Origin of the sequence: Cytobacillus firmus DS1, assembly GCF_000565285.1 — a bacterium.
GTDB classification, from domain to species: Bacteria; Bacillota; Bacilli; order Bacillales; family Cytobacillaceae; genus Cytobacillus; species Cytobacillus firmus_A.
On the sequence record NZ_APVL01000002.1, the window covers coordinates 196,398 to 209,889 of the forward strand.

The window sequence follows — 13,492 nt, forward strand, 5'->3', positions numbered from 1 at the left end:
AGGAGAGGGTGATTCAATTGGCAATCACAATTAAAGATGTTGCAAAGATGGCAAAAGTTGCGCCTTCTACTGTTTCAAGGGTTATTGCCAACAATCCTCGCATCAGCGAGAAAACCAAGCAAAAAGTCAGAGAGGCAATGGAACAATTAGGATACCATCCAAATTTTATTGCCCGCAGTCTTGCAAGCCAGTCAACCCGGGCAATTGGACTGATAATGCCCAGCTCCACAGATGTTGTGTTCCAGAATCCATTCTTCCCTACTGTACTTAGAGGTCTGAGTGAGGGTGCCCATGAAAGGCATTATGCCCTTCATATGACAACCGGAAAAACGGATGATGAAATCTATGAAGGCGTGATCCAGATGGTACAGGGCGGCCGGGTTGATGGAGTAATTTTGCTTTATTCAAAAGTAGAGGACAAAGTCCTTGCCTTCTTAAAGGAAAGAGATTTTCCATTTGTGGTTATAGGCAAGCCTTTTTCAGATGAAGAAGAAATCACTTACGTGGATAATAATAATTTTCGTGCAGCCAAGGAAGTAACGGAATACTTGATTAAACTTGGCCATAAGCAAATTGCATTTGTCGGAGGAAATTTGAATTTAACAGTTACAGTTGAACGCCTTCTTGGCTATGAAAAAGCATTAAGGGATGCTGGAATTGAACTGGTAAATGAATATATTGTTCATGAGGAGTTTCTTAAAGAAGGAGGACAGGAGGCTGTCAGAGGTCTCATCTCCCTTAATAAACCTCCAACCGCCCTTGTGGTTGCTGACGACTTAATGGCATTGGGCGTTCTGAATACATTGGATGAATTGGGAATAAAGGTTCCTGAAGATGTGTCTATCATCAGCTTTAATAATGTGATGTTAGCTGAAATGTCCAGGCCGCCGCTGACTTCTGTCGATATTAATATATTCGATCTGGGATTTGAATCTGCCAGGAGTCTCATATACAGAATTGAAAACCCGCGGGAGCCTGTAAAGAGGATAATTATTCCGCATAAAATTGTTAAACGCTGTTCTTGCAGCAGTCCACTAACTGAAGAGCCAAAGATAGTAACATAAAAAAGGGAAGCCTGCGGCAGGCTTCCCTTTCATTTTGATTTTTATCCATTTACAATTGTACCGCCGTTCACATGGATCATCTGCCCGCTCACATAAGATGAATCATCACTGGCAAGATAGACATAGGCCGGAGCCAATTCATAAGGCTGTCCTGCTCTGCCTAATGGGGTATTTGATCCAAATTTTGAAACCTTATCCGCTGTGAATGTAGATGGAATAAGCGGTGTCCAAATAGGTCCCGGGGCCACTCCATTTACGCGAATTCCCTGTCCAGCCAGCGATTTGGCCAATGAGCGTGTGAAGGAGACTATCGCACCTTTTGTAGAAGAGTAGTCGATTAGCTGTTCGTTTCCTTCATAAGCGGTTATTGATGCAGTATTGATGATAGAGCTTCCTTTTTTCAGGTGAGGCAGTACTGCCTTTGTCAGATGGAAAAATGAAAAGATGTTTGTTCGGAATGTTTTTTCAAGCTGTTCAGCAGTGATATCAAGCAGGCTTTTTTGAGGATGCTGCTCGGCTGCATTATTCACCAGTACATCGATTTGACCAAATTTATCAAGTGTCTTTCTGACTGCATCCTTACAGAATGTTTCGCTTCCAATATCACCGGATATCAGCAGGCATTCCTGTCCCTCAGCCTCAATGGCCTCTTTAGTCTTTTCTGCGTCTTCATGTTCTTCCAGATAGACAATCGATACGCTTGCTCCTTCTTTAGCAAAGTAAATGGCGGCTGATTTTCCGATGCCGCTGTCTCCTCCTGTTATTAACACAACTTTTCCTTTTAATTTATCAGACCCTTTATAATTTGGATCAGCCGTTTGAGGCTCAGGCTGCATAGGAGCCTCTGTGCCGGGCTGATGATCCTGATGCTGGGGCGGAAATTCCTTTGGATTGTTTTGAGTATTAGACATTACGAAATCCCTCCAAATCATTAATACTCTTCTAATTCCATTTTATTATGGTAAAAAAACATGGAAATTATTTGCATTGCTTTTATATAATTGATTTAAAAAGAGTGGGGGAACAGGAATTGCAGATTCGATTAGCTGCCAAAAGTGATGCGGAAGCCATTCTGGCCCATTGCCTGAAGGCTTTTGGAGAAACTGATTTTTTAATGACCGAGGCAGATGAGTTTAATTTAACAATTGAAGAAGAGGAATCGTGGATTGAGCGGAGCATTAGAACCGGAGATCTTATTTTATTAGCGGAAGTTGATAATGAAGTGGTTGGAATGCTGAACTTTCGGCGATCTAAAAGCAAAAAAGTGAACCACCTGGGTTATTTCGGGATCACAATACAGGAGAAGCATTGTAACCAGGGGCTGGGGAGCAAAATGATGAAGCGATTTCTGGAGTGGGCGCAAGTTGAGCCGGGTCTGGAAAAAGTATGCCTGGAGGTCTTTGCGTATAACGAAAGAGCGATTCATCTGTACAGGCGGTTTGGATTTCGGGAGGAAGGCCGTAAAATAAAGCATATAAAAAGAAAAGATGGGACCTATGCAGATGAAATAATGATGTATAAATTTGTTAAATAGCTGCAGCTTCAAAGGTAAACTAAACAAACAAAAAAGCAAACGGAGTTTTCCGTTTGCTTTATTTAGCGGTAGTTAACGAATTGAACATCAACTGTCAAATCTGCCTCTTTAACAGCTGCAATAATCTTCTGCAGGTCATCGCGGTTTTTGCCGGTTACTCGGACCTGATCATCTTGAACCTGGCTCTTCACCTTTAACCCGCTGTTTTTAATCAGGGTATTAATCTTCTTGGCATTTTCTTTATCGATTCCCTGAACAAGCTTTGCTCTTTGACGGACTGTTCCGCCTGATGCTCCCTCAATCTTGCTGTAATCAAGATTTTTTACAGGAATACCCCGTTTAATTAATTTGCCTAATAAAACATCCTTAAGCTGGTCAAGCTTAAATTCATCATCAGATAGAAGAACAAGTTCCTCTTTATCAAGCTTTATATCACTTTTGCTGCCTTTAAAGTCATAGCGGGTGGAAATTTCCTTCATGGCAATATTAATGGCATTAGTTACTTCAGAAAAGTCTACTTTAGATACAATATCAAATGAGCTTTCTTTAGACATGACAGCCTCCTTGGCGATTACAATTTAAGTTTCACTTCTTGTCCTTATTATAGTAAAATATAGCAGTTCAAACAACTTTAGGAGTTATGTGATCTTTTTTGGGAAAGATTTAATATAATGAATATTTGCTGTTTACTGCTGAGAAGGAGGAAAAAAGATGGCTATAGAAGAGAATTTAGGCCGTGCTGTTAAACTGATCGTTTCAAGGGAAGCGGCATTTGGCTATTTTTTGACGGATGGAGAGGAGGATGTTCTTCTTCATCAGAATGAGACGGATGAAAAACTGGAAGAAGGGCAGGAGGTTGTGGCTTTCCTTTACATGGACTCACAGGGAAGAATCGCAGCAACAACTGTCATTCCAGAGGTTCAGGCAGGTACATATGGATGGGCGCATGTAAGTGATGTAAAGCCAGGTATCGGTGTTTTTATCAATATTGGCATTCAGAAAGACATGCTCCTGGGGGAAGAGGATCTTCCTGTCCACGAAGCTGTGTGGCCGATTGAAGGAGATAGATTATACATTACACTCCGAGTAAATAAGAATAACAGAATTTATGTGAAAATGGCTACTGATCCTGTCATTACCGATATCTCAATTAAAGCATCCAAAAGTGACTTTAATAAGAATATTCACGGACATATTTATAGAACCGCAAAGGTTGGAAGCTGGATTTATACAGCAGAGGGCTTTAAAGGCTTTATCCATGAATCCCAGCGAAAAAGAGAGCCCCGTCTTGGAGAGAAAGTGGAAGGCCGCATAGTTGATGTGAAAGAAGATGGCACAGTGAATGTTTCTCTTATTCCAAGAAAGCATGAAGCACTTGATGCTGATTCCGAAAAAATCATCGCTTATCTTGAAAGCCGAAGCGGTGCGATGCCATATGGCGATAAAAGTGCCCCGGAAGATATCCAGGAGCGTTTTCAGTTAAGCAAAGCTTCTTTTAAAAGGGCCTTGGGCCGGCTTATGAAGGAAGGCAGGATTTATCAGGAAGAGGGCTGGACATATATTAAGAAAGACTAACTGCAATAAAAATAATAGGCTGTTTCGTAAAGTTTGTTACTTTTTCGTAGCTTAGTTTATTTGCTGAGTTGATCTTCGCTGTGGGCACTCGATCCTCGAAAATGCTGATGCATTTCCTTCGTGCGGTGTTCATTCGAGGAAGCTTATTTCAATGTCCTGCGGGAGGAGAGGGAAGTGTGAGACCCCGCAGGCGAAGCCGAGGAGGCTCGCATTCCTCCCCGCGGGTTCGCTGCGTGCCTGGAGCGGAAATCAACGGGCAGCATTCATAAACAAAAAACAACAATCTTTGAAAAAAGAGCCAATTAATAAAACGGACAAGCCATTGCTTGCCCGTTTTATTATTAAAGATGATCTGTCTTTTTTGAATATTGGTTTTTCCCGGCTTTGCGATTTTTCTCGCGCATCATATTTTTTTCGTGGAGAAGCGCATTATTGTCTTTTGCTTTCTTATCATTATCGGAAGTATGCGGCATAATAAAAATACTCCTTTCATACTGATAGGTTTATTCTTCAGAATATAACTGAAGTACAGTCATATTGTCTGTCAGAATGATATGGAGTATGTATCCTGCACTTATGGTTTAGATTTGCTTTTGGTAGAAAATCGCGATAGATCCCGGGCCTGTATGGGCCCCGATTGCAGAGCCAATGGATGTAATATAGACTTCTTTGGCATTAAGCTCGTCCAGTACCAGCTTTTGCATTTCAAGAGCTGTGTCTTCATCATCAGCATGGCTGATGCCGACAGTCTGCTTCTCAAAGGAGGTCCCATTTTCTTTCATCAGCTCAATAATGCGGCGAAGAAGCTTTTTCTTGCCGCGCAGTTTCTCGATCGGCACAAGTTTGCCATCTTCTACTGTTAAAAGAGGTTTAATATTTAAAATTCCGCCGAGAAATGCCGAGGCTTTAGAAACGCGGCCGCCTTTTGCGAGGTATTCAAGATCATTTACCGTAAATAAGCTCTCTAGGTTCCGGCAGCGATATTCGATTATTTTCTGGAGGTCTTCCTTGGATGCGCCTGATTGCGCTGCAGCTGCAGCAGCCTTCACAATTAATCCATATCCCAATGAAGCAGCCTTGGAATCGATGATGGTTAATTGGAAATCGGGGTATTTCTCTTTTACTTGGTCCAGGATCATGACAGCGGTCTGGTATGTACCCGAAAGTTCGGAGGAAAAAGCAATATAAATGCCGTCTTCATTGTTTTCTGCCATTTTATTGAACGTCTCCTCAAAAAGAAGAGGGGATACCTGAGAGGTTTTAGGCATCTGGCCTTCACGTATAGCTCTATATACATCCTTAGGCTCTATGGTGACTAAATCTTCATATTGTCCATCATTAAGTTGAACCTGTAACGGGAAAAGTGTGACACCATGTTCTTTATAAAAGCTAAGCGGCAAGTCACACGCACTGTCAGCTAGAATTTTTACTGACATTATCTTTCACCTGCTTTCAAACTATATGAATTAAGTTTATAGAAATCAAGGAGAAAAAACAATGAATTGTGTTGAAAATGCACCTTATTGGGGTAAAGAAACTATAAAAATTCAGGGGGTAAAACATGGTTTGGCTAGAAATTAAGAAAGTTTTTATTGTTTTAATTGGCGCGATATTGAATGCTATCGCGATGAATTTTTTTCTGATACCCGCTAATGTATATGCAAGCGGTTTTACAGGGGTGGCACAGCTCTTATCAAGCATTCTGGGTGATTTCGGATCAACAGGGATATTGCTGTTCATTCTGAACATTCCTGTTACCATATTGGCCTGGAAAAAGGTTGGCCGTTCGTTTACGATTTATAGTTTTTTAAGTGTCTTCCTGATGTCTTTTTTCCTGGAAGTGATACCTGTAATCCACGTATCAAAAGATATTTTGCTTAATGCCGTTTTTGGAGGTGTCATAGCAGCTGTAGGTGTAGGGATTACACTTAAATGGGGGGCATCCACAGGAGGCATGGATATCATTGCGATGGTCTTGTCACGGATGAAAGACAAACCAGTCGGTACATATTTCTTCACTCTTAATGCCATTATTATTATTACAGCCGGTTTTTTGTATGGCTGGGAAAAAGCGCTATACACTCTTGTAACCCTTTATGCTTCTACAAGGGTTATTGATGCCATTCACACCAGACATGAAAAGCTGACAGCCCTGATCATCACGAAGAAATCCGAAGAAATGAAAAAAGCGATCCATGACCATCTTGTCAGGGGAATAACAACCTTTCCTGCAAAGGGAGCTTTTACAAATGAAAATAAGGAAATGATGATGATTGTCATCACCCGCTATGAGTTATTTGACCTTGAAAGAATCATAAAAGAAGTGGATCCGAATGCCTTTACAAATATTGTTCAAACAACTGGTGTATATGGTTTCTTCCGCAGGGATTAAATGAATGGAGGGATGAAGGATGCTTCGGCTTTTGGCTGCTGCTGTAATTATCTTCACTATGCCTATACAAAGTTTTGAAGCTTCTGTAAAGGAAATGCCTTTTGATTTTAATGTAAATCCTCAAGCAGGACAGGAAACACTAAAGATCGATTTGCTTCTGAGGAATAAGGCCAATTATCCGCTGAGCTTTGAGTTTGGATCCTCTCAGTTTTATGAAGTGGAGATTTTCACTCAAAAAGGCGAAAAGGTATATTCCTCCTCAGAAGGAAAAGCATTTTTACAGGCTATTCAAACCATTGCCGTCAACCCGGATGATAGCAAGGTATGGGAAGAGCAGTGGGATTACAGGCATAAAGGGAAAAGAGTTCAGGAGGGAGAGTACATAGTAAAAGCCAGGCTTCTGGCATCAAACTTAAATGGAAAAAAGTTGGAGACAAAACCTGAATCTGAAGCATCTGTTTATATCCCGGGCCAAAATCCTTCCTTTAGCCAGGCAAAGGTTACAGGTGGGAACGGCGAATATATCATATTATTTAAAGCCCGTCCAAAAAGCGGAAAGCTGTGGTATACAGTTGAAGACGGCCATAATGAGCTGCAGTCTGAAAAGTCCTTAGTGGCTTCATCAAATGATTGGAAGAGCTTTAGGATAAAAATAAGCCTTCCTTCTGAAAACATCCCTGAAAACGGAACAGTGGTTTTGCATTTATATGAAAAAAATGTAAACGGAGATATAATAGATTCCTTTCCTGTTATCCTGGAAAGCAGTTAAAAAGAGCTGGCAGCCATTGAGGCCGCCAGCTCTTTTTAGCGATACTGCGAATTTTGTTCAAGTTCCTGCTGCATCTCCCGGAGCTGTGCCTGTTCAGCCGCAGTGGAGTTGGCAAATGCAGAACTTAAAGCATTTTTCGCTCGGGCAACAGTTTCTTCGCCTGCAGAATTTTTAGCTATTTCCACATATTTTCTGGCTTCCTGAAATACTCTGTTACCCATCGCTATATTCCTCCGAGGGATGATTCTTTCACATTAGCTAGTTTTTGGGCTTCCGCCTCAGCATAGGTCATGTGGTACGGGATACGCTCATCATGCTTACTAACAGTATCAGCACCCTGTTGAACGAAGCGTTTTGATTTATTACGTTTACCCATTCGAATCCCCTCCATGAAAGAGTTTGAAGCCGCAATTGGGCTGCTTCATCTTTAGTATGCTCTAAAGGATGAATTTAAAAAGGGGATTTAATGGTTTCAAATTAATTCTTCCTGGTCAGCTGCTTAAAGAGCTTTAAGATTTAATAAGTCATTTAGATAAATGCCGATTCCATCTTCCTCATTGGTTAAGGTGACCTCTTTGGCAATATTTTTCACCTGGTCGATCGCATTGCCCATGGCAATCCCGTAGCCGGCAAATTCAAGCATTTCAAGGTCATTGTCCTCATCGCCAAAAGCAATGATGCGATCGGGCGGTATTTGGAAGTAATCAGCTGCTTTTTTGAGGCCAACAGCTTTATTAAGTCCCGTTTTCACGATTTCAATGACGTGCCAGGGAGCCGCCCATCTGCGGTGGTCAATTACTTCGGCATGGACCTCGGAAAGATGATTTCTGATGGATTTTACATGCTCCTCATCAGTATGTATCAGCATGCTTGTCGGATTATCTTTTAAGTAACTGCGCAAATCTCCGGTCGTAATATTCGGATCGCCAAAACCGAAGATGTCGAGAAGCTTTTCATCATGGTAGTGCAAATAAACATCATCAATAACTTCTGCCACGATATTATGAATAGTATAGCTATTAACGGCTTCAACAATTTCCTTTGCTACGCTCATTTGCAGTGGTGTGTGATAAACACCCCAATTATGGTCTTTAGGGTGATGTATGTAAGCACCATTGAAATTAACAATCGGCGTAGTCAATTCCATTTCACGATAGTAAATTTCACTGGAGCGAAATGGCCTTCCGGTGGCAATCATAACTTCATGACCTTGTTCACGTGCCTTTTGAATAATCATTTTAGTTTTAGCCGAGATGGTTTTGTCATCTTTTAATAATGTGCCATCAAGGTCCAATGCAATTAAATGTTTTTCTGCCATAAGATCTCCTTCTAAGCGCTCAGCACTTTTAATAAAAATGTAATTGCAGTCAGCGGACTGCAGCTCATTGCTTATATTGAAGTATGCCCCGCTTTTCTATTAAGTGTAAAGGTTTTGGAAAAGAAAAGTCCACATGTTAAACTGAAAATATAGAAAGAATTTACATAAAGACAAGAGCCTAAGTTTTTACAAAATCAGTTTATACATCTATGTTATCAATATTATTATAATTTTGTAAAAAAATTCACTTTTGGCACATCAGGTTTAGGAGGAAAAATTGTGGTTGTTATTGAACATAAGCTTATCAGAGAAATTCCTGTTCTTGAACTTGCCAGACAGGAAATAAAAGGGGAACCCCTGCCTTTTATCATTTTTGTTCATGGGTTTACGAGTGCCAAAGAACATAATCTGCATTATGCCTATCTCCTTGCAGAAAAAGGGTTTAGGGTAGTGCTGCCGGACACCTTATTTCATGGGGAAAGATCCGAGGGCTTATCAGGGAGCGATTTAAATTTCAGGCTTTGGGATATTGTTCTGAATACCATTGCGGAATTGAACATAATCAGGAATGTCTATGAGGATTGGGACCTGATTGATCAGGGAAGAATAGGGCTTGTGGGCACCTCCATGGGAGGAATAGTCACTTTGGGCGCCCTGACCCAGTATGAATGGGTCAAAACTGCAGTTAGCCTTATGGGTATGCCGTATTATGAAAAGTTTGCTCAGCTTCAGCTCGATGAACTGAAGAAAAATAATATTAAGGTTCCGCTCACAAATGAAGAACTAGCAGATCTTCTGAGAATCCTTAGGGAGCGGGATCTGAGCCTTCAGCCGGAAAAGCTTGGCGGAAGGCCGCTCATGTTCTGGCATGGCAAAAAGGACCCGGTTGTTCCTTATTCCTATACATACCAATTTTATGAGACCATCCAGCCCCTGTATAGTGACTCACCTGAAAACCTCCTGTTTATATCAGATGAACAGGCGGGGCATAAAGTCAGCAGGGAGGGGCTGCTTGAAACAGTTAAATGGTTTGAGGAACATTTGTAACCTGTATTTTTTCAATTCATTTAAATTTTTGTTAAGATAAAGATAATAAATAATGAAGGAGTGCTGCAGATATGGATCAGGATTTAAAAGACAGCATTATGGGTGCACTGGAGCTTGTAGTAGACCCTGAGCTGGGGATAGACATTGTAAACTTAGGCTTGGTATATGATGTGAAAATGGAAGAGGAAGGGAAAGCTATAGTTGATATGACGCTTACTTCCATGGGCTGTCCTTTGGCAGGCACAATTGTTGATCAAGTAAAGTCAGCGCTGGCAGATATCCCTGAAGTAAAAGACACTGAAGTGAATATTGTCTGGAACCCGCCTTGGTCCAAGGACAAAATGTCCCGCTATGCAAAAATTGCACTTGGCGTACGATAAGATTGAAGCTTAAAACAGCAGGAGTACTCCCTGCTGTTTTTTTGTGCCCTTGTGAGGTAGTTCACTTAATTCACATGCCGATTATCCTATAATAACAATGGAAAGACAAAATATAGTTTGATTTGCGTTGACAAATGGCCGGGAGTGAGGCCATCAAGGAGGCATCTCTAATGGGATTTGATAGAGATTTTAATAAAGACCCTTTTATTGTGATATGGGAATTAACAAGGGCATGCCAGCTAAAATGTCTGCATTGCCGTGCAGAAGCGCAGTACAGGAGAGATCCGAGAGAACTTTCCTTTGAAGAAGGAAAGGCCCTTATTGACCAGATCAGGGAAATGAACAACCCTATGCTTGTGTTTACGGGTGGAGATCCATTAATGAGGCAGGATGTATTCGACATTGCCGAATATGCCGTGAAAAAGGGCGTGCGTGTGTCCATGACACCCAGTGCGACACCCAATGTAACGAAAGAAGCTATTGAAAAAGCCAAACAGGTCGGCTTAGCTCGATGGGCCTTCAGCCTTGATGGGCCAAATGCAGAAATTCACGACCACTTTAGGGGGACTTCCGGTTCCTTTGATTTAACGATTGAAAGGATAAAATATTTACACGAGCTTGAAATACCAGTCCAGATTAATACCGTTATCTCTCGTTATAATATCGATTACCTTGAGGAGATGGCCAAGGTTGTAGAAGAACTCAAATGTGTCCTTTGGAGTGTGTTCTTCCTCGTCCCAACAGGGAGAGGGCAGGAAAAAGATATGATCTCGCCGGTTGAGCATGAGAAGGTATTTACATGGCTGTATAACTTAAGCAAAAAGGTTTCCTTCGATATTAAGACAACAGCTGCCCAGCATTACCGCCGAGTTGTCATTCAGCAAAAAATGAAGGAAGCAAAGGCTCAAAATGAGGATATTCAATATCTCGATGCACTTACACAGCAAGGGCTGACGGGTTCTATAGATGGTTTAGGCAGGGCGCCAAAAGGAGTAAATGACGGAAACGGCTTTGTTTTCATTTCACACATTGGGGACGTTTATCCAAGCGGGCTGCTGCCTGTTAAAGCAGGAAATATAAGGGAACAGCCGCTCGCCGAAATATACAGGGAATCACCCATTTTTAAAGACCTAAGAAATCCTGATAAATATAAAGGGAAATGCGGCCAATGCGAATTCCGATATGTTTGCGGAGGATCAAGATCACGTGCATTTGCCATGACTGGGGATTATATGGAAAGCGAGCCGTTTTGTGTATATATTCCTAAGGCACTTAGAAAGAAAGCGGCAAAAGCATAAAATGAATAGAGGAGTGCAGCGTGACTGCACTCCTATTCAATGCTGCAGTATACGGCAGGGCAATTTTCACAGCCTATTTCATTTTTTAAATATTGAAGATCTTTAACTGTTATTTTTCCATTTATGATCGTAATAATGCCGTCCTTTTTCAGTTCACCCAGTATCCGGTTGGTGCTCTCTCTGGAGGTGCCGCAGAAATTCCCAAGCTCCTGGTTCGTAAGGGGCAGATCAATGAGTATGCCGCCATTCACCTTTACGCCATAGCTGTTAGTCATTCTGATAAGAGTTGAATACAGGGCACCTTTTTTTCCATTAAGCACTAGGTCTCTGAATTTGGTCTGTGTATTGCGGAAATGGTCGCTCATCCATTTCATAAATTCATAGGCCAGAGTACTATTTTTAAAAATTTCCCTTTCCAGGACATCTTTTTTAATCACAGCTACTTCACCAGCTTCAAGAACTAAAGCATTCAATAAATATTTTGGATTGCTGGTAAATAAGGTCAGCTCACCAATGATTTCATTTTCTCCGGATAACCTGAAGGTGAGTTCCCTGCCATCTGCTGTTATCTTGCTGATTTGTATCTTGCCGGAAAGGATGATATACAGCTCATCAGCATCCATTCCTTCCTGAAAAATATAAGCCCCTTTCTGGGTTTTCATATGCCGGTCAGCGAAATGAAGAAGCTCTTTAATTTCAATGGAATGTGTCTGTTTAATGGCTGTATGAGCCATGGTAATCCTCCTTCATAAAACAACTGTCTTTTCTCACACAATAATATCATTTGTATAGTGAAAACATCTCCGGCTTTTGTGTCTTTATTGTGGCATTTTCTATAGAAATGGCCAGTCTTAGCTAATAAAAAACAATTCCCTATTAACATTGCATCGATTGTATGTTCTAATAGTAAAAGCCCTTAATTTGAGATACCGGGTTATTTCTGTTATTTTAAGGGAAAGGCTAAAATATACATCTGTATAGATAGCTTAATAAAGTCACTCTTTAAATGGAGTTGAACGGAATGGCTAAAACAATCGTTAAAGATAAATTGAATAGACCTTTAAGAGACCTGCGTATTTCTGTCATTGACCGCTGTAATTTCCGCTGTCAATATTGCATGCCGGCAGAAATTTTCGGTCCTGATTTTGCTTTTCTTCCAAAAAGGGAGCTTCTCAGCTATGAAGAAATTGAACGGCTGGCTAAAATTTTTGTAAGTCTTGGAGTGGAGAAGATCAGGTTAACAGGCGGGGAGCCCCTTATGAGAAAGGACATGCCTAAACTTGTCAAAATGCTTTCAGACATTGAGGGATTAAAAGATATTGGACTGACCACCAATGGTGTATTGCTTCCCAAACATGCGAAGGATTTAAAAGAAGCAGGACTGTTGAGGGTTAACATCAGTCTTGACAGTCTGGATGATGAGCTTTTCGGACAAATTAACGGACGCAATGTGGGCGTCAAACCAGTCCTTAAAGGGATCGAAGCAGCAAAAGAAGCAGGACTTGGCGTGAAGATTAATATGGTCGTCAAAAAAGGCCTGAATGATTCTGAAATTGTCCCGATGGCTAAGTTCTGTAAAGATAACGGCTTACAGCTCCGCTTTATTGAATACATGGATGTCGGCAGCACAAACGGCTGGAAAATGGACGAGGTTGTTACTAAAAAAGAGATTTATGACATCTTAAAGGAACACTATTTATTGGAGCCGGTAGATCCGGATTATTTCGGAGAGGTGGCCAAGCGCTACCTCTATAAAGGCAGCACAGTGGATGTTGGGTTTATTACATCTGTTTCTGAATCTTTCTGTTCAAGCTGCACACGTTCAAGATTGTCAGCAAACGGCCAAATTTTCACGTGCCTATTTAATGGAGAGGGGCACGATTTAAAGGGATTTATGAGAAAAGGCGCCACGGACGAAGAAATTACCGATCGGATTATTAAGATTTGGAATGGCAGAAAAGACAGGTATTCAGACGAACGGACAGAAGAAACCGCTGCAAACAGGAAAAAGATTGAAATGTCCTATATTGGGGGATAAAAAAGCATGCTTTGCTGTGTCATGAGAATGGACATAGCGGGCAGGCTTTTATTTTTGCCGTTTGAATGCACAAAAAA

General features: G+C 41.2%; 17 protein-coding genes. 9 read left to right on the plus strand and 8 right to left on the minus strand.

Annotated elements, in window-relative coordinates; translation table 11 throughout:
- Positions 1-17: 17 nt before the first annotated feature.
- On the plus strand, positions 18-1,064 hold the full coding sequence (locus PBF_RS03415) for a LacI family DNA-binding transcriptional regulator (RefSeq protein WP_035327111.1): 1,047 nt from the start codon (positions 18-20) through the stop codon (positions 1,062-1,064).
- Between the two features lie 41 nt (positions 1,065-1,105).
- Here the strand turns inward: PBF_RS03415 and PBF_RS03420 are convergent, their stop codons facing one another.
- Positions 1,106-1,975, minus strand: coding sequence for an SDR family oxidoreductase (locus tag PBF_RS03420; RefSeq protein WP_035327113.1), 870 nt, complete (start codon positions 1,973-1,975; stop codon positions 1,106-1,108).
- Positions 1,976-2,094: 119 nt separating this feature from the next.
- Here PBF_RS03420 and PBF_RS03425 point away from each other — a divergent pair, with 119 nt between their 5' ends.
- The gene (locus PBF_RS03425; RefSeq protein WP_035327114.1) at positions 2,095-2,598 is read left to right on the plus strand and encodes a GNAT family N-acetyltransferase; all 504 of its coding nucleotides are present in this window, start codon (positions 2,095-2,097) and stop codon (positions 2,596-2,598) included.
- A gap of 62 nt (positions 2,599-2,660) precedes the next feature.
- On the opposite strand, the gene PBF_RS03430 is transcribed toward PBF_RS03425, so the two are convergent.
- Positions 2,661-3,152, minus strand: a complete 492-nt coding sequence (locus PBF_RS03430) for a YajQ family cyclic di-GMP-binding protein (RefSeq protein WP_035327116.1) — start codon at positions 3,150-3,152, stop codon at positions 2,661-2,663.
- Positions 3,153-3,309: 157 nt separating this feature from the next.
- On the opposite strand from PBF_RS03430, the gene PBF_RS03435 reads away from it, so the two are divergent.
- A complete protein-coding gene (locus tag PBF_RS03435) occupies positions 3,310-4,173 on the plus strand; it encodes a CvfB family protein (protein ID WP_035327118.1) in 864 nt (287 codons plus the stop codon).
- Between the two features lie 341 nt (positions 4,174-4,514).
- Here PBF_RS03435 and PBF_RS25305 read toward each other — a convergent pair whose 3' ends face one another.
- Both PBF_RS25305 and PBF_RS03440 read right to left on the minus strand, forming a co-directional pair.
- Entirely contained in the window at positions 4,515-4,646 is a 132-nt protein-coding gene (locus PBF_RS25305) for a DUF3941 domain-containing protein (protein WP_009331260.1), read from the minus strand.
- Positions 4,647-4,754: 108 nt separating this feature from the next.
- Entirely contained in the window at positions 4,755-5,609 is an 855-nt protein-coding gene (locus PBF_RS03440) for a DegV family protein (RefSeq protein ID WP_035327120.1), read from the minus strand.
- 125 nt (positions 5,610-5,734) lie between these two features.
- On the opposite strand from PBF_RS03440, the gene PBF_RS03445 reads away from it, so the two are divergent.
- Together PBF_RS03445 and PBF_RS03450 are read left to right on the plus strand one after the other, a co-directional pair.
- On the plus strand, positions 5,735-6,565 hold the full coding sequence (locus tag PBF_RS03445) for a YitT family protein (protein WP_035327122.1): 831 nt from the start codon (positions 5,735-5,737) through the stop codon (positions 6,563-6,565).
- A gap of 19 nt (positions 6,566-6,584) precedes the next feature.
- On the plus strand, positions 6,585-7,334 hold the full coding sequence (locus PBF_RS03450; protein WP_035327124.1) for a BsuPI-related putative proteinase inhibitor: 750 nt from the start codon (positions 6,585-6,587) through the stop codon (positions 7,332-7,334).
- Between the two features lie 35 nt (positions 7,335-7,369).
- Here PBF_RS03450 and PBF_RS03455 read toward each other — a convergent pair whose 3' ends face one another.
- The 3 genes from PBF_RS03455 to PBF_RS03460 all read right to left on the minus strand — a co-directional run bounded on the left by PBF_RS03455 (position 7,370) and on the right by PBF_RS03460 (position 8,652).
- Complete coding sequence (locus tag PBF_RS03455; RefSeq protein ID WP_035327127.1) at positions 7,370-7,555, minus strand: DUF3813 domain-containing protein; 186 nt, start codon at positions 7,553-7,555, stop codon at positions 7,370-7,372.
- A 2-nt stretch (positions 7,556-7,557) separates the two neighbouring features.
- Positions 7,558-7,710: a hypothetical protein gene (locus tag PBF_RS26380; protein ID WP_174750431.1), complete on the minus strand. Its 153-nt coding sequence runs from the start codon at positions 7,708-7,710 to the stop codon at positions 7,558-7,560.
- Positions 7,711-7,833: 123 nt separating this feature from the next.
- On the minus strand, positions 7,834-8,652 hold the full coding sequence (locus PBF_RS03460; RefSeq protein WP_035327129.1) for a Cof-type HAD-IIB family hydrolase: 819 nt from the start codon (positions 8,650-8,652) through the stop codon (positions 7,834-7,836).
- A 279-nt stretch (positions 8,653-8,931) separates the two neighbouring features.
- On the opposite strand from PBF_RS03460, the gene PBF_RS03465 reads away from it, so the two are divergent.
- The 3 genes from PBF_RS03465 (at position 8,932) to PBF_RS03475 (ending at position 11,377) form a co-directional block, all read left to right on the plus strand.
- Positions 8,932-9,699, plus strand: coding sequence for an alpha/beta fold hydrolase (locus PBF_RS03465; RefSeq protein WP_035327132.1), 768 nt, complete (start codon positions 8,932-8,934; stop codon positions 9,697-9,699).
- A gap of 71 nt (positions 9,700-9,770) precedes the next feature.
- Complete coding sequence (locus PBF_RS03470) at positions 9,771-10,079, plus strand: metal-sulfur cluster assembly factor (protein WP_035327135.1); 309 nt, start codon at positions 9,771-9,773, stop codon at positions 10,077-10,079.
- A 170-nt stretch (positions 10,080-10,249) separates the two neighbouring features.
- Positions 10,250-11,377, plus strand: coding sequence for a TIGR04053 family radical SAM/SPASM domain-containing protein (locus PBF_RS03475; protein WP_035327137.1), 1,128 nt, complete (start codon positions 10,250-10,252; stop codon positions 11,375-11,377).
- A 32-nt stretch (positions 11,378-11,409) separates the two neighbouring features.
- On the opposite strand, the gene PBF_RS03480 is transcribed toward PBF_RS03475, so the two are convergent.
- A complete protein-coding gene (locus PBF_RS03480) occupies positions 11,410-12,111 on the minus strand; it encodes a Crp/Fnr family transcriptional regulator (protein ID WP_035327140.1) in 702 nt (233 codons plus the stop codon).
- Positions 12,112-12,398: 287 nt separating this feature from the next.
- Here PBF_RS03480 and moaA point away from each other — a divergent pair, with 287 nt between their 5' ends.
- Positions 12,399-13,415 carry a GTP 3',8-cyclase MoaA gene (gene moaA / locus PBF_RS03485; protein WP_035327143.1) on the plus strand — a complete coding sequence of 339 codons (1,017 nt, stop codon included), beginning with the start codon at positions 12,399-12,401 and terminating at the stop codon, positions 13,413-13,415.
- Positions 13,416-13,492 lie beyond the last annotated feature (77 nt).